The organism is Gillisia sp. Hel1_33_143 (assembly GCF_900104765.1).
In the GTDB taxonomy this organism is placed as follows: domain Bacteria; phylum Bacteroidota; class Bacteroidia; order Flavobacteriales; family Flavobacteriaceae; genus Gillisia.
This window is the reverse complement of sequence record NZ_LT629737.1, coordinates 84,184-100,777: the sequence shown is the minus strand read 5'-3', so window position 1 is coordinate 100,777 and position 16,594 is coordinate 84,184. Positions and strand designations below refer to the sequence as shown.

General features: G+C 33.9%; 16 protein-coding genes. 3 read left to right on the top strand and 13 right to left on the bottom strand.

What is annotated here, in order from left to right; all coding sequences use genetic code 11:
- Positions 1-55: 55 nt before the first annotated feature.
- Positions 56-1,177: an alkene reductase gene (locus BLT84_RS00495; protein WP_034889020.1), complete on the bottom strand. Its 1,122-nt coding sequence runs from the start codon at positions 1,175-1,177 to the stop codon at positions 56-58.
- A gap of 303 nt (positions 1,178-1,480) precedes the next feature.
- On the opposite strand from BLT84_RS00495, the gene BLT84_RS00490 reads away from it, so the two are divergent.
- Complete coding sequence (locus tag BLT84_RS00490; protein ID WP_091267892.1) at positions 1,481-2,842, top strand: FAD-dependent oxidoreductase; 1,362 nt, start codon at positions 1,481-1,483, stop codon at positions 2,840-2,842.
- Between the two features lie 61 nt (positions 2,843-2,903).
- On the opposite strand, the gene msrA is transcribed toward BLT84_RS00490, so the two are convergent.
- The 4 genes from msrA to BLT84_RS00470 all read right to left on the bottom strand — a co-directional run bounded on the left by msrA (position 2,904) and on the right by BLT84_RS00470 (position 6,179).
- Entirely contained in the window at positions 2,904-3,557 is a 654-nt protein-coding gene (msrA, locus tag BLT84_RS00485) for a peptide-methionine (S)-S-oxide reductase MsrA (protein ID WP_091262123.1), read from the bottom strand.
- Between the two features lie 2 nt (positions 3,558-3,559).
- Complete coding sequence (locus BLT84_RS00480; protein WP_091262121.1) at positions 3,560-4,153, bottom strand: hypothetical protein; 594 nt, start codon at positions 4,151-4,153, stop codon at positions 3,560-3,562.
- 149 nt (positions 4,154-4,302) lie between these two features.
- Complete coding sequence (locus BLT84_RS00475) at positions 4,303-5,082, bottom strand: zinc ribbon domain-containing protein (RefSeq protein ID WP_034889026.1); 780 nt, start codon at positions 5,080-5,082, stop codon at positions 4,303-4,305.
- A gap of 2 nt (positions 5,083-5,084) precedes the next feature.
- A complete protein-coding gene (locus BLT84_RS00470) occupies positions 5,085-6,179 on the bottom strand; it encodes a Nif3-like dinuclear metal center hexameric protein (RefSeq protein WP_091262119.1) in 1,095 nt (364 codons plus the stop codon).
- 45 nt (positions 6,180-6,224) lie between these two features.
- Here BLT84_RS00470 and lpxK point away from each other — a divergent pair, with 45 nt between their 5' ends.
- A complete protein-coding gene (lpxK, locus tag BLT84_RS00465; protein WP_091262117.1) occupies positions 6,225-7,226 on the top strand; it encodes a tetraacyldisaccharide 4'-kinase in 1,002 nt (333 codons plus the stop codon).
- 110 nt (positions 7,227-7,336) lie between these two features.
- Here lpxK and BLT84_RS00460 read toward each other — a convergent pair whose 3' ends face one another.
- The 6 genes from BLT84_RS00460 to BLT84_RS00435 form a co-directional block, all read right to left on the bottom strand.
- On the bottom strand, positions 7,337-9,583 hold the full coding sequence (locus tag BLT84_RS00460; RefSeq protein ID WP_091262116.1) for an ATP-binding protein: 2,247 nt from the start codon (positions 9,581-9,583) through the stop codon (positions 7,337-7,339).
- A 35-nt stretch (positions 9,584-9,618) separates the two neighbouring features.
- Complete coding sequence (gene gap, locus BLT84_RS00455) at positions 9,619-10,626, bottom strand: type I glyceraldehyde-3-phosphate dehydrogenase (protein WP_034889035.1); 1,008 nt, start codon at positions 10,624-10,626, stop codon at positions 9,619-9,621.
- A 19-nt stretch (positions 10,627-10,645) separates the two neighbouring features.
- Positions 10,646-11,518: a lipoyl synthase gene (lipA, locus tag BLT84_RS00450; RefSeq protein WP_034889037.1), complete on the bottom strand. Its 873-nt coding sequence runs from the start codon at positions 11,516-11,518 to the stop codon at positions 10,646-10,648.
- A 77-nt stretch (positions 11,519-11,595) separates the two neighbouring features.
- Entirely contained in the window at positions 11,596-12,165 is a 570-nt protein-coding gene (locus BLT84_RS00445; RefSeq protein ID WP_034889039.1) for an RNA polymerase sigma factor, read from the bottom strand.
- The gene (locus BLT84_RS00440; protein ID WP_091262113.1) at positions 12,156-13,256 is read right to left on the bottom strand and encodes a glycosyltransferase; all 1,101 of its coding nucleotides are present in this window, start codon (positions 13,254-13,256) and stop codon (positions 12,156-12,158) included. The genes BLT84_RS00445 and BLT84_RS00440 overlap by 10 nt, the downstream gene beginning before the upstream one ends.
- Positions 13,257-13,261: 5 nt before the next feature.
- Complete coding sequence (locus tag BLT84_RS00435; protein ID WP_034889044.1) at positions 13,262-13,468, bottom strand: hypothetical protein; 207 nt, start codon at positions 13,466-13,468, stop codon at positions 13,262-13,264.
- Between the two features lie 166 nt (positions 13,469-13,634).
- On the opposite strand from BLT84_RS00435, the gene BLT84_RS00430 reads away from it, so the two are divergent.
- Positions 13,635-14,258 carry a fasciclin domain-containing protein gene (locus tag BLT84_RS00430; RefSeq protein ID WP_034889046.1) on the top strand — a complete coding sequence of 208 codons (624 nt, stop codon included), beginning with the start codon at positions 13,635-13,637 and terminating at the stop codon, positions 14,256-14,258.
- Positions 14,259-14,331: 73 nt separating this feature from the next.
- Here BLT84_RS00430 and murB read toward each other — a convergent pair whose 3' ends face one another.
- Together murB and BLT84_RS00420 are read right to left on the bottom strand one after the other, a co-directional pair.
- A complete protein-coding gene (murB, locus tag BLT84_RS00425; RefSeq protein WP_091262111.1) occupies positions 14,332-15,345 on the bottom strand; it encodes a UDP-N-acetylmuramate dehydrogenase in 1,014 nt (337 codons plus the stop codon).
- A 4-nt stretch (positions 15,346-15,349) separates the two neighbouring features.
- Positions 15,350-16,540: a pyridoxal phosphate-dependent aminotransferase gene (locus BLT84_RS00420; RefSeq protein WP_091262109.1), complete on the bottom strand. Its 1,191-nt coding sequence runs from the start codon at positions 16,538-16,540 to the stop codon at positions 15,350-15,352.
- Between the last annotated feature and the right edge of the window lie 54 nt (positions 16,541-16,594).

The following is a 16,594-nucleotide window of genomic DNA, read 5'->3' as shown; positions in this document are numbered from 1 at the left end:
ACCTATTATTTAGATTTATAGAACTGAAATTATAAATATTGATATTATAATATAGCTATTCAGCTTTTACATTTTTTTTCTCATCTTCATATCTAGGATAATCAGTGTATCCTTTCTCCCCTGGAGTATAGAAGGTATCTTCATCCCATTCTGCCATAGGTGCATTATTTGCAAATCTAGCTGGAAGATCTGGATTAGAAATAAATAGTTTTCCAAATGCAACCATATCTGCTTTTCCTTCTTCAATGAACTTATTACCTTTTTCTTGAGTAAATCCAGCATTGATCATTAAGTTACCCTTGTAAATAGGTCTATAATGCTCTGCAATATTAGATTCTAAATAATCTATATCAGAAACATCTGTAAATGGTTCTGAAAGGTGTAGATAAGAAAGATCATAAGCATTTAACTTTTTTATAATATAGTCAAAAGTAGGAATCGTCTCTTCTGTAGCTGTAATTCCAAAAACATCGTTAAGAGATGGATTTAATCTTACACCAATTCTGTTCTCCTGCCAAACTTCTATACAAGCATCTATGATCTCAAAAAAGAATCTAGCTCTATTTTGAATGCTTCCTCCGTAATCATCATCTCTTAAATTTGCCTTTTTATTGAAGAACTGATGAATAAGATATCCGTTAGAAGAATGTATTTCAATACCATCAAATCCCGCATCTTTCGCGTTTTGTGCTGCTCTTTTAAATTCTTGTACCGTTTCTTTGATTTCTGCAAGGCTCATAGCTTGTGGCTCTACAGTATCTTCAAAACCATCTTGAGTGTACGATTGTGCATTTGGATTTACAGCACTTGGTGCTAATGGTTTCTCTCCTTTGTGAAATTTTGGATGAGACATTCTTCCGCAGTGCCATAATTGTATAAATATCTTACCGTCCTCTTCGTGAACAGCAGAGGTCACCTTCTTCCATCCTTCAATTTGTGCATCCGTATGAATTCCGGGAGTGTTGATATAACCTACAGCACGTTCAGAAATTTGTGAACCTTCTGTTATTATTAAGCCAGCACCACTTCTTTGGCGGTAATATTTAGCGTGTAAGCTAGTTGGTGCTTTTTCTTTATTATCTGCTCTATTTCTGGTCATTGGAGCCATCACTACTCTGTTTTTTAAAGTAAGATCGCCTAATTGATATGATTGCAATAGGGGTTGGTCCTCTGTCATTTCTGTTTTTTTTATAATTGTTAATAAAGTTACATTGTGATATGGGCAACGTTTGTTAAACAAATGGTAAATGAGCTTTATTTTAACTTAATTTTAGAATCTTCAAAATAGATTCCTTGTAATTGCAGCTTTTCTATAATTTATTAATGCCTCGGTAGACATCTAAATACAAATGGTATTCTGCATATTCCCGGGAATTCTGTATGTTTGTTAACAAAATATACCAATTCAAGTCCAACTTAGAATTTTGGATATTATTGAAATAAAGTAAAAAATTACAGCGCTATAATCTAAATGAACGGAATGCAGACAAAAAAAAATATTGCGATCATAGGATCTGGATTGGTAGGATCACTTCTTGCAATCTATTTAAAAAAGCGGGGGCATGATGTTACTGTTTTTGACAGAAGACGTGATGTGCGCACTGTAGAATTTTCTGGTAGATCCATAAATTTAGCAATGTCTAATAGAGGCTGGGAAGCTTTACGCAAGGTTGGTGTAGAAGATGAAATTAGAGAAATTGCTTTACCATTAGACAAACGTGCTATGCACGTAAATGAAAAGCCACTATACTTCCAGAAATATGGAAAAGAAGGAGAGGCTATCTATTCTATTTCTCGCGGAATTCTAAATAGAAAAATGATAGATCTTGCTGAAAATGCAGGTGTTGTTTTCAAGTTTGAAGAGAAAGTTTGGGATATAGACCTTGGAGAAGCTAAAATTTTTACTGGTGAAAGTGAAAGAAGCGAATGGAAATCTTACAAATATGACCTAGTTTTTGGGGCAGATGGCGCTTTTTCTCGAGTAAGACATAAAATGCAGAGACAGAGTAGGTTTAACTACTCTCAACATTTTATAGATGTAGGTTATAAAGAATTAACCATTCCTGCTAATGCAGACGGGAGTCATAAATTAGATAATGCTTCTTTTCATATATGGCCACGTGGAGAATTTATGCTCATTGCTATGCCTAATTTAGATGGAAGTTTTACCTGTACTCTTTTCATGCCGTTTGAGGGAGAGGTATCTTTTGAAACTATAGGGACCGAGGCGGCTGCAGAATCTTTCTTTAGTGAATACTTTCCAGATATAAAGCATGATATTTCCAATTTAACTAACGATTTTTTTAAGAATCCTACTAGTGCTATGGTTACAATGAAATGCTTTCCATGGACCTATCAAAATACAGTAGCTTTAGTAGGAGACTCTGCACATGCTATAGTTCCATTTTATGGGCAAGGAATGAACGCTGGTTTTGAAGATATCTCTGTGCTAGATTCACTTATTGAAAAATATGGAGATGATTGGGAGCGTATATTTAAAGAATATCAAAATAGTAGAAAACCTAACGCAGATGCAATTGCAGAACTTAGTTATAGAAATTTGGTAGAAATGAGCAGTAAAACTGCTAACCCTAAATTTTTACTTCAGAAAAAAATTGAAAAAAAATTCTCAGAGAAGCACCCAGATAAATGGTTGCCTTTGTATTCCAGAGTTACATTTTCAGACAGGCCTTATGCAGAAGCGCTTGCTATAGGGGATGAACAAAGAACTATCATGGAAAAGATTATGAAAATTGACGATATTGAAGAGATTTGGGATGGTGAAGAAGTAGAAAATAAAATACTTAAAGCACTTAATAAAAGCGAATTGAGTTTTAAATAGATTTAATTTAGAGGAATAAAAAAAGGAGATCTTGTATAGATCTCCTTTTTTTTCTTTACCGCTAGTGATTTCCTTTTTTTAATAATTCAGGAAATTTCTTTTGGAATCTATTTATTCTTGGGATAGAAACATTTTGAATGTATGGATTTTCCGGGTGTAGTTTTTCATAGTTCTGGTGGTAGTCCTCGGCTTTCCAGAATTTTAAAAATGGAAGTACTTCAGCAGCAATAGGTTTATCGTAGTTTTTACCTACTTCCTCTTTTACCTTTTCAATAATCTGTTTTTGCTGCGGGTTCTGATAAAATATTATGGATCTGTAATGCACTCCATTATCTGGTCCTTGTCCATTTACTTGAGTGGGATCTTGTGAACCAAAATAAACATTTACCAAGGTTTCATAATCTACTTTATTTGGATCATAGATCACTTCCACAGTTTCAGCATGTTTGCCACTATTCTCATAAGTAGGATTTTGCATTTCTCCTCCTGCATATCCAGATACAGCTTCCTGCACACCTTCTACACTTTCATATACTGCTTCCACACACCAAAAGCAACCACTAGCAAAGTATGCATGAGCCATTCCGTCCTTATTTGGTACTTCTATAGGTTCTGCAGTAGTTAAAGCTTCTGATGTGCTTGATCGATTCTGAGTATTTCCATTACCGCAAGAAAAGAACAATGCAGTAAGTGAAATTAATAAGGGTAATTTCATAGTTATTTAATTTTGTATTTTCCTTCTAATGTTTTTTTGCCATAAATGGCGTAATCTTTAGCTAGGTCTCCATTTATTTTAAAACCTAACCAATCTAGCTCAAATGTATTGCCATCAATATTTGTTATATTAGCTATAGGTGAATCTGTATCGAAATCGTTCCATGGAATTTCTTTTCCCTGCTTGTTTCTATCTGATATATCTATATAATATACGTCTGTACTTCCACTTTGGTTTTGAACAAATTTTACATTGATATACATTTCATTCTGAACTAAACAGAAAGTAGAAATGTCTGAGTAATTTATACTAATGCAGTAGCAATTGCAATTACTATCTGTTTCTTCCCCAACCTTAATATAATTTCCTAGAGGAAAAGATTCCTTTAATTTTTCCGATGCTTCATTTATCTCAGAGTTGGTAGTAGAGTTACTTAAATTTAAAGAATCTTTAGATTGTCTATTTCTTTCAGATTTACCAGAAATAGAATATGAGGTATTAGAATTTGCAGAACTGTCGTATTCCTGATCAGATTGATCATTCTTACAGCCTAATAGCGTTAATAATAAGTTTGCAGTACCCAATAGGTTCTTCATATAAATATGGTTCAGAATTTTAAATAAAGTTAGAGCTTAAAAAGTTTAAAAATGTGAAATACATGTTAATCCAATAAATCCGAAAAAAAAGAGACCTATAAAAAGCTACTAACTTTTTATAGGTCTCTTAAAATAATTTTTGAGAAGTATTAGAACTTAGTAAAAAATGCTTCCATTTTTTCTTGTTCTTCTTTCGCTAGATCTTCATCTACCAAAATTCTACCACTGTGCTCATCTGTAATAATTTTTCTTCTTCCAGCAATCTCCACAATAACTTGTGGTGGGATAGTAAAGTAAGATCCTCCAGAAGCTCCACGTTCTACAGCAACAACAGCTAAACCATTTTTAACATTGGTTCTAATTCTCTTGTAAGCGCTTATTAGTCTCTCTTCAATTTGCTCTTGAAAATCGTTAGATTTTTTAACAAGCATTTCTTCTTCTTTTTGAGTCTCCGCAAGAATAGCATCCAATTCTCCCTTTTTGTGGGTTAAATGCTTATCTCTATCCGTCAAACGTTCTTTTGTTTGAGTGATCACTTCTTTTTTCTGCTCAATTTGAGCTCTATATTCTTTGATATGCTTTTCTGCAAGTTCGATCTCCAATTCCTGGAACTCAACCTCTTTGCTTAATGCATTAAATTCACGATTGTTACGAACATTCTTTTGTTGCTCGCTGTATTTCTTTATTGCAGTCTTAGATTCTTCAATAAGGCTTTTCTTAGTCTTAATGTCATTATCTATAACCTCTAAATCAGAATCCAGTTTTTGAATACGTGTGTTTAATCCGGCTACTTCATCTTCTAAATCTTCTACCTCCAATGGAAGTTCACCTCGCACATTTCTAATTTCATCGATTCTAGAATCAATTAGTTGAAGATCGTACAACGCTCTTAACTTCTCTTCTACAGTAACATCGGTTTTTTTTGCCATAGTTAATAATACTTGATAGGATTGGTTTTTGTATTCGCTAAAATAAGTGCAAAATTACTAATTTTTTTACTAAGATACGAATGTAAAAGATTTTTTGTGTACTGCTCACTTTCGTAGTGTCCAATATCTGCTAGAACCAGTGATTCCTCGGCTCTGTAGAAATCGTGATATTTAAGATCTGCAGTTACAAAGAAGTCTGCGCCAGCACGTTTTGCATTCTCTATTGCAAAACTTCCACTGCCTCCTAAAACAGCAACTTTAAATACTGGTTTTTCTAGAAGGTTAGAATGTCTTATACATGCCGTTCCAAAGACATTTTTTAAATGTTCCAGAAACTCTATTTCCGTTTTGCTTTTTTCAAATTCCCCGATCATACCCATACCCATATTTTGATGTGCATTATCTAGAGTTATAACCTCATAAGCAACTTCCTCATAAGGATGATTTTTAAATAAGCTTTTTAAGATCTTACCTTCTAAATGTGCAGGAAATGTGATGCCTATTTGTGTTTCTTCTTCAATATGTAATTTTCCACGTTCTCCAATTACTGGAGAAGCATGAGAATTTGGTTTAAAACTTCCTTTGCCTTCAAGATTAAAGCTGCATTCATCATAATTCCCAATGGAGCCTGCGCCAGCCTTAAATAATTCTTCCCTAAGTTCTTCTGCTTTCTTTGAAGGAATATAAGTAGTGAGCTTTTTGATGCTATTCTTCTTTGGGATTAAGATCTTGGTATTTATCAATCCTATTTGGTCACACATCATTTTATTAACTCCTAAATGATGATTGTCCAAAGCGGTATGTATGGCATAAATGGCAATATCATTTTTTATAGCTTTAATTACAGTTCGTTCCACATAATTAGAGCCGTTCAGCTTTTTTAAGCCAGAAAAGATAATGGGGTGAAAGCTCACTATTAAATTACAACCCTTTGCGATAGCTTCATCAACAGTTTCCTCTAAAGTGTCTAGGGTGATAAGAATCCCTGAAACCTTTGTTTTTGTATCACCAACTAATAAGCCAACATTGTCAAAATCTTCTGCGGTTGCAATGGGAGCAAAATCTTCTAAATGTTCAATAACTTCTGCAATAATCATGTGCTATAATTTTAAATCAAATATAAATATTATACTTTCGTCTCAATGAGTATCCTTAGAAAATTACTATTCCCCTTCGCTATACTTTACGGAATCATCATTCGCGTAAGAAACTATTTATATGATGAAGATGTGCTTAAATCTAGCTCATATACCATCCCTGTGATCTGCGTTGGAAACTTAAGTGTGGGAGGTACTGGTAAATCTCCAATGATAGAGTATCTACTTAATTTATTAGTTCCACACTCTAAAGTAGCTACTTTAAGCAGAGGTTATGGCAGAACAACCAAAGGTTTTATTTTGTTGAACGGATTGGAAAATGCTAGTGAGGTAGGGGATGAGCCTCTTCAGTTTAAGACCAAATTTAAAGATGTGCTTATTGCTGTAGATGAAAATAGACAACACGGAATACAAGTTTTAAAGGATGAAAATAATGCTGAGGTGATACTTCTAGATGATGCATTTCAACATAGAAAAGTGAAAGCAGGATTGAACATTGTTCTCACAAAATTTGACAGTTTGTATATAGATGATCTTATGTTGCCGGCCGGAGATCTTAGAGAGCCTATTGCTGGTGTTGAAAGAGCGCAGATTATTGTAGTTACTAAATGTCCAAAACTGCTTAGCGAGCAGGATGCGAAAAAGATCTGTGAGAAACTAAAACTGAAAAATTATCAGAAGTTGTTTTTTAGCTACATAGACTATAGCCAAATGGTAATTAGTTCTAGTGGTTCCAAATCTATAACATCTTTTGAGGGAACTAAAATAACGCTGGTTACAGGAATTGCAAATCCAAAATCTTTACTTCATTATTTAGATGAAATAGATATTAAATACGATCATTTAAATTATCCCGATCATCATAATTTTAGCAAGGCCGAATTAGAGCAGATCGCTCAAGCTACAATTATAATAACTACTGAAAAAGATTATATGAGGCTGAAGGATAAGATAGTGCATCCAGACCTCTATTATTTACCTATAAAAATGAAATTCATATCAAACACATCAGAATTCGACGGAATGGTGAAGAAGTTTATAGAATAAAAAAAGGGATGCACGATGCATCCCTTTTTATTTTTGGCTAATTCAAACTATATAATATGCTTTCGGTATATAATTTTGATAGCTCATTGTTTTCAAACAGCGTGCCAAAACTAAACTTGAACGTTGCTACTTGATAAATGATAATTTATTTTACTGAAGAACTCTTCTGTTTTATAAGGTTTAGGGATGATATCTGTAAAGCCATTTAAATAGAATTCGTCTAGATTTTCATCTAGAGTTACGGCTGTTAGCGCAACTATTGGAATTTGAGTATCAAACTTTCTAATTTCAATGGTAGCTTCAATCCCACTAATTCCAGGCATATGAATGTCCATTAGTATTAGATCGAACGGATTGCTCTTCACTTTATCTATGGCAATTGTCCCATTATCAGCAACATCACAAATAACTTTATGTTTTTCTAATATCTTTCTGGTGATCATTTGGTTGATCTTATTATCTTCTACAATTAAGATCCTCTTATTATGCATAATATCATTAGAAAGCGGAACAGAAAATTGTGCGCCAGATTGTGGAAGGTTATCTGTAGCGAAAGGAGATTCAAATGCTTCAAATTTTAGATCAAAAGTAAATGAAGATCCTTTACCAAGTTCACTTCTTAAATGAACATCACTGTTCATTAAATTCAATAAATTCTTCACAATAGAAAGACCAAGTCCAGTACCACCAAACTTACGGTTGATCTGCGTAGATCCTTGTGTAAAATTATCGAATATGCTGCTTTGTTTCTCTTTTGAGATCCCTTCTCCATTATCTTCAATTTCAAAATGAAGATAGGCAAATTGATCTTGCTGTTTGGTCTTATTAACCCGAATCCAAATATCTCCGTTTTCTGTAAATTTAATGGAGTTACCAATTAGGTTAATCAAGATCTGAGAGATCTTCAGCGGATCACCTTTTAATTTCTTAGGTATTTCCTTATCAAATTCTAAGTGAAATTTAGTGTTCTTATTATCGGCAGAATTTTTTAATGCAATTAATACATCAGAAATTCTTTTTTCTAAATTAAATGATGTTTCTAAAACCTCAACTTTCTTAGCTTCAAGTTTGTTAAGATCTAATATATTATTAATTAGAGATAAAAGATACTCACCGGAAAATTTAAGTGAATTTAAGTGCTCTTTTTGATTTTCAGTTGGACTTTCTTCTAACAATAAATGTGTTAAACCTGTTACCGCATATAGCGGTGTTCTTAGTTCGTGGGTAATTGTTGATAAGAATTGTGCTTTTGCCAAAGAAGCTTTTTCGGCATTCTCTTTTGCAATAGTAAGCTCGTCGTTCTTTTTCTGAAGAAGATCATTGGCTCTTGCACGCAAGTTATTATTCTTATATAAAGAAAGAGTTAGTAGGGATAATATGGTGATTAAGGCAACACTTAAAATAGTGGTTAGCTTATTCACTTTCAAAGAGCGTTCTTGTTCAGCATTTTTGAATGTGAGCTCTGTTACATTAGCTTTCATGGCATCTACACCATATTTGGTGTTTGCATCTTGAGCTAATGCCTCTTTGTTCAAATTAAATATAGAATCTCTTGCCTCATTACTTTGTTTCAAATAAACGAGTGAGGCTTTATAGTTACCTCTTTCTTCATTTATCTGACTTAAAATATGATTACTGCTCATAATCATGCTTCCAAAACCAAACTTTTTACCTAACTCAAAAGATTTCTCAGCTTCAGCCTGAGCAAGATCATATTTCTTCTGCGTCGTATAGATCCTACTTTGAAAATAGTGAAGTCTGGCAACCTCATATTTATTATTAGAATCTTTTAAGTACTCTTCTGCTTCTTTTAATTCTTCTAAAGCCTCTTGTAACGATGCAGAATTAGAGTTTTCTCTTAGTTTTACAATTCCCCTATTGAGCTTAACTAAGCTAAGGCTTTCGTTATCCTCGGTTTGCTTGTAGTACCGCTCTGCCAAATTTAGATATTTGTACGCCTGAGCTGCGTCATTTTGTAAACTTAAAATCTTGGAATACGTTATGTAACTATATGCTAAGCCGCTTTTATCATCTATATCTCTTTGAATGGCAATGGCTCTTAAGATTTCTGTGCTCGCACGTTTAAGATCGTGACGTATATAGAAAAGTTCTGATAGGATACTGCTCGAGAGAGCAATGTATTTTTGATTGTTGACTTCTTTAGATAATGCCAGTGCAGAATTTAGTTCTGTTAAAGCTTTTTCAAAATCTAGAACATTCACAGAAATCTCGGCATCTGTAAGTAGATTTCGAATCTTTAAATTAACCTCGGAGGTGTCAATTTTACGTTCTTGCTGAAAAGCAACGATATCAGAAAAGTAGAAAAGACACAAAAGGGCAAAAAGTAAGTTCTTCATTGGGGAAATTACCGTTTCATAAGCGTTAAATATAGTTATTCTTTTGAAACGAATGAAATTAAATCAATCAACCTGCTGGAATATCCTATTTCATTATCATACCAACCAATAAGCTTTATAAGATCGCCTCCAATTACAGAAGTCATTTGTGAGTCGAAAATGCAAGAATGAGGATCTCCATTAATGTCTATTGAAACCAGCGGTTCTTCTGTGTAACTAAGGTAATTTTTAAGATACGTATTCGATGCTTCCTTAAATACTTTGTTAACTTCCTCTATAGAAGTAGCTTTATTAACATTTAAAGTCATGTCTGTAAGAGATCCGTTAGGAACAGGCACTCGAATTCCGCATCCACCAATAACATCTTTTAGCTCTGGAAAGATCTTAGTTAGAGCTTTTGCGGCTCCAGTAGTGGTGGGAACAATAGATTGAGTTGCTGCACGAGCTCTTCTTAGATCTTTATGAGGCCTATCATGCAAGGTTTGATCTGATGTATAAGAATGTATAGTAGAAATGTAGGCATGTTTAACTCCAAAATTCTTGTTGATCACATCCAGCATTGGTGCTGCATTATTTGTTGTGCAAGAAGCATTTGAAATAATATTTTCAGATCCATCTAAAATTGCTTCATTTACTCCAAGAACTACCATTTTAATAGTGTCATCTTCAGGCGGTACAGATAAGATCACCTTTTTAACCCCTGTCTGTAAGTGAGATTCTAGATCCTTACGCTTCTTAAATTTACCCGTAGCTTCTACAATGTAATCAACATTATATTCAGGCCAGTTAATATCTTTAGGATGTTCAGCATTTAGAACAGGTATTCTCTTTCCATTTATTAAAATATTAGAATCCTCTGCAGTTACCTCTTCATTCAGTTTGCCATGAATACTGTCGTATTTTAATAGATGTGCGAGGGTTTTAGCATCCGCAAGATCATTAATAGCTACAACTTCTATTTCTGTATTTTGAATTAATAGCCTGAAAAGATTTCTTCCAATTCTACCAAACCCATTAATTCCAATCTTTAATTTATCTGACATTGAAAATCCTAAAAAGGAATTAAGTTAAATGCTTTTGAGCTTTGTAAGAAGATCTTACCAAGGCTCCGCTTTCTACGTGTCTAAATCCTAATTCAAGGCCTATTGTCTCGTATTTCTTAAATTGATCTGGAGTAATAAATTGCTTTACAGGTAAGTGCTTTTTACTTGGTTGTAAATATTGTCCTATAGTTACAATATCAAGATTTACAGCTCTAAGATCTTTTAAAGTTTGAATAACTTCATCTTCTTGTTCTCCAAGTCCCAGCATAATACCAGATTTAGTTCTGGCAATTCCTTGGTCTTTAAGGTATCTAAGAACTTCTAAGCTGCGCTCATATTTTGCTTGAATTCTAACTTCTCTGGTAAGCCTTTTTACAGTTTCCATATTATGAGAAACTACTTCAGGTCTTACCTCAATAATTCTATCTATGTTACGCTCATTTCCTTGAAAATCTGGAATTAATGTTTCCAGCGTAGTTTCAGGATTCATTCTTCTAATAGCCTTTACGGTTTCTGCCCATAGAATAGATCCCATATCTTTAAGATCATCTCTATCTACACTTGTTATAACCGCATGCTTAATCTGCATTAGCTTAATAGATCTAGCAACCTTTTCTGGTTCATCCCAATCTACCGTATCTGGTCTCCCTGTTTTTACACCGCAGAAACCGCAAGATCTGGTACATGTATTACCTAAGATCATGAAAGTTGCTGTTCCTTCACTCCAGCATTCTCCCATATTTGGGCAACTACCAGAGGTGCAAATGGTGTGAAGATCATATTTATCTACTAAACCTCTAAGTTCTGTATATTTCTTTCCGGTTGGAAGTTTTACACGTAACCATTTAGGTTTTGGAGTTCGAGTTTGTGGAGCTATAGTATCTGTTGTCATATCAAAATTCTATGCGGCAAAGATACAATAATATGATGAATTGTATAGGGGTAGTAAAGCAGAGTTTAAGCTGATGTTTAGCTTTTTCGAGCTTCGATAATTTGAGCTAAAAGTTTCTTAGCTCTAAGGAGTTTTACCTTAACATTGTTCATAGGCTCTTTAAGGTAAGTGGCAATCTCTTTATAAGATTTCTCTTGAAAATATCTAAGATTTATTACTTCCTGATAATGCGGTTTTAATTGCTTAATGTCGCTTAAAAGCTGTGCAAGATGTTGCTCATTAATTAAAATATCTTCGATGCTTGGAGTCTCATCTGGTATTCTATTTACATTTTCTGATGGCTCATCTGCCGTATTAGCTCTTATGGAAGATTTACTTTTTCTTAAAAGATCTATGTGAATGTTCTTGGAAATAGTAATAAGCCAGGTTTTAAAGCTGTATTTTTCATCAAAAGTCTCTAATTTATCAAAGGCCTTGGAAAAAGTTTGAATTGTAATTTCTTCAGCATCATATTCATTGCGCACTCTTTTCATTTGAAAAGCGTATACTTCCATCCAATATGAATCAAGCAAAAATTTAAAAGCCTGCTGCTGCCCTTCTTTTGCCTGTTTAATATGCTTTAGAAGCGTTGCAGTATTTATTTCCAATTAGTTGGTTTTGAAAAAAGATTAAGACTAAAGATACCAAATTGTATACAGATAAGAAAAATCTCCAAAATTGGAGTAAGCCATACAAGATCTAACTCATCTAATTTCTTTGCAGATTTCCATATAACTACCAATTGCAAAATCAGCCTTATAACTAATATTCCAAGAACTAACTGCCAGTGAATAAGAAAGCTCAGCAAAAATATAGCTAAGATCCAAAAGGCAAATTGAGAAAAATAAAATAAGCCTAGTAAAGCTTTATGCTTTTTCTTGTAATATTTGGCAGTGGAGATATGTCTGCGTTTTTGTGTGATCCATGATTTATAACTAGTCTTTGGGCAGCTACGGGTAATAGCATCTTTGTCTAAGCAAATGCTGGTGTTCTCTTTGGTTGCCGCCTGATTTACAAAAAGATCGTCATCTCCAGATTTTAAATGGAGGTGGGTGGCATAGCCATTCTGATTGTAGAATTCTGAAGAGGTGTAGGCTAAATTTCTGCCAACCCCCATATAGGGTATACCCCAATTTGCATAAGAGAAATATTGAACAGCAGTGAGTAGCGTTTCAAACCGAATCATTTTATTGAGAAAAGAAGACTTGTTTTTAAAATAACCTCCATAACCAAGGATGATTGATTTTTCTTGTGCAAAACCTGAAGCCATCTTTTGAATCCAGAATTTACTTTCTGGAGCGCAATCTGCATCTGTAAATAAAAGATATGGATTGCTTGCTTTTTTAATTCCTAGAGTGAGTGCATATTTCTTCTTTCCCCAAAAAGCCTCGTTATTCTCAACGTTTACTAATTTAACTCTTGGGTCATATAGAAAGCTCTCCATAACTTCTAGAGTTTCATCAAAAGAAGCATCATTAATAAGAACAACTTCAAAATTAGAATAATTCTGATCTAGGATGCTTGGGATAAATTGCTTTAGATTTTCTGCTTCATTTTTTGCGCAGATAATTACCGAGATTGGTAGATCTGAATTGTTAGTGACGGTATTTGGGATTGAGGTAAAATTTAAATAGCCAATATAATATGCAATATTAACTATAGCAAAAACTATAAATAGGGAGAATAAAAATGTTATCATTTATATTAATTGCTCTTAGTAGTGTCTGAGCAATCTTTCATTTCTTCTGGAGATTTACCGCAAAAACTACAAGATTCTCCTTCAGTATTTAAGAACGGACTTTGACTAGCGCAGGTTCCGGCGAATTTACCGTCTTTTTTTGCCCAAATTTTTATAGCAATTCCGGCGAAAGCTAAACCTAATAATACGATCGTAATAAGTAGTAATTCCATAACCTTTTTTCTTAGTGCAAAAGTAATAATAAAAACCCTGCTTGGAAAATGTAGTCGCTAATTAATATAACCTTTACAATATTTAACTAAACTTTAATTTAATAATATGCAACATATCAGCAAACGGTGCTAAATTGCGTCAAATAATTAACATAAAAACCAAATTATGAAATTAAGAAAATTAACGATAGTTGCTGTATTATCAGCGCTTGCTTTTACATCTTGTGATGATAATAAAAAGAAAGAGCAAGAAGAAAAAGACAAAATGGAAATGCAGGAAATGGAAGCTGAAAGAGAAGCTGAAATGAAAGCAAATGAAGACCGTATGCAAATGGAGTCTAATAGTATAGCTTCTAAAGCTATGGCTACTGCGGAACTAAGTACTTTAGTTAGCGCATTACAGGCTGCTGAATTAGCACAAATGATGAAAGAAGAAGAAGGACCTTTTACAGTATTTGCACCAACAGATGATGCTTTTGCAAAAGTGCCTAAAGCTACTTTGGACGAATTGATGATGCCAGAGAATAAAGAAAAATTACAAACTGTGCTTAAATATCATGTAGTTCAGGATAGTATTACTTCTGATATGTTAGCAAAGTGGATATCAGAAAATGACGGTTCTTATGCTATGAAAACTGTAGATGGAGCAGATCTTACCGCTATGATGGACGGTGATAAAATTGTTCTTAAAGATGGTAATGGTAAAACTTCTACCGTAGTTAAGGCAGATATTCAAGCTTCTAATGGAGTTGTTCACGAAATTGATGCTGTTGTAATGAAGAAGTCATAATTGACTAACACATACATACAATGAAATTAAAAATCCCGCTAAAAGCGGGATTTTTTTATGCTTTAAAATGTATTTAAAAAACGTTTACTTCTGCTTCTAACTTGATATTAAATAGGTCATAAACTTTTTCTTGCACTTTTGCAGCAAGAGACCAAATTTCAGATCCAGTAGCGTTTCCATAATTCACTAAAACCAAAGCCTGGTTTATGTGTATTCCGGCGTCACCTTCTCTAAATCCTTTAAGACCGGCAGTGTCTATTAGCCAGCCGGCAGGAATCTTTACTTCATTATCTGATATTTGATAAGAAGGCATTTTTGGAAATTTCAGCTTAAGAGTATCGAATTCTAGGGCGCTTATAACTGGATTTTTGAAGAAGCTACCGCTATTTCCTAAAATCTTAGGGTCTGGAAGTTTCTCCTGTCTAATCTTTATTACAGCTTTTGAGACGTCTTGAATTGTAGGATTGTCAATACCCATTTCCTCCAAAGCAGTATCAATGGCCCCGTAATTAGTTTGTATTAAATGATCTTTCTTTTTTAATTTAAAGGTCACGCTAGTAATCACATATTTACCCTTAACATCATTCTTAAATATTGAATTTCTGTAACCAAAGCCACATTCTTCCAAACTGAATTTTCGTTCTTCTAAGGTCTGTATATTTAAAGCGGTACAAGAATAAAAAGTATCTTTTAACTCCACTCCGTAAGCTCCAATGTTTTGAATTGGAGCAGTACCAATATTTCCGGGTATAAGAGAAAGATTTTCAAGTCCGCCCCAATTATTTTCTAGGGTATGAAGTACAAACTGATGCCAGTTTTCACCTGCCTCTGCTCTAATAAGAACGTATTCTTCAGTCTCTCTTGTAATTTCTGTTCCTTTTAGGTCTAAATGAACCACGGTGGCATCTATATCTTTTGTAAGCAACATATTGCTACCACCACCCAAAATAAATAATTGATCTGAATAGGTTTGTTTTAAAACCGTCTTTAGATCATCTATGGACGTAACAGAAATAAACTTTCTAGCCTTTACGTCTATTCCGAAGGTATTATAAGCTTTTAAAGAAAAATTCTCAAACACTTTCATTCAACTATTTGTTGTATTCTTTTAATGCAGCTCTAAGAATTTCTATGGCTCTTTCTAAATTCTCTTTTTTAAGGACGTAAGCAATTCTTACCTGATTTAATCCTGTGTTTGGAGTAGAGTAAAAACCTGCAGCCGGGGCAACCATAATGGTTTCATTATCTAATTGAAAATCTTCTAGCAACCATCTTGCAAAGTCGTCTGCACTTTCTACCGGCAATTCGGCGATACAATAAAATGCACCTTTAGGTTCTGCAACCTTAACACCCTCTATAGAATTTAAACCCTTAATAAGAATATTTCTTCTATTGGTATATTCTTTTATTACTTCATCAAAATAACTTTGTGGAGTATCTAAAGCAGCTTCACTAGCAATCTGTTCAAATGTTGGAGGACTCAATCTAGCCTGGGCAAACTTCATAGCAGTTTGTATAACCTCTTTGTTCTTCGATACAAGACATCCAATTCTAGCGCCACACATACTGTATCGCTTAGATACAGAATCTATCATAATAGCATGGTTTTTTAATTCTGGAAGGCTCATTATAGAGAAATGTTCAGCACCATCGTAGGTGAATTCTCTATAAACTTCATCAGAAACTAAGAAAATATCATGCTTTAATGCAACATCTGCTAGTTGCTTTATCTCTTCCTGAGTATATAAATAACCGGTAGGATTTCCAGGATTACAAATTAATATTGCCTTGGTTTTAGGAGTTATTAATTTTTCAAATTCTGAAATTGGAGGAAGTGCAAAATTGTTTTCTATTTTAGATTCTACAGGAATGATGGTAACGCCTGAAGCTGTAGCAAATCCGTTGTAATTAGCGTAGAATGGTTCGGGTATGATAATTTCATCACCCGTATCTGCAATACTACCCATAGCGAACATCAAAGCTTCTGAACCTCCGGTAGATATGATGATATCATCGCCATCTACGGCAATATTTTTGCCGGTATAATATTTTGCAAGCTTATCTCTATATTCTGCAAAACCTGCAGAATGACTGTAAGATAATACTTCAATATTATGGTTTCTAACAGCATCTAAAGCCACCTGTGGGGTTTTAATATCTGGCTGTCCTATGTTTAACTGGTATATCTTTTTACCTTTTTTGGTTGCGGCTTCTGCATAAGGTACTAATTTTCTTATTGGGGATTCTGGCATAGAATGACCCTTATCTGAAATTTTAGGCATAGAATATTATTTTTTCTATGCAAAAGTGCAAAATTTAATGCAGATTCTATTCTT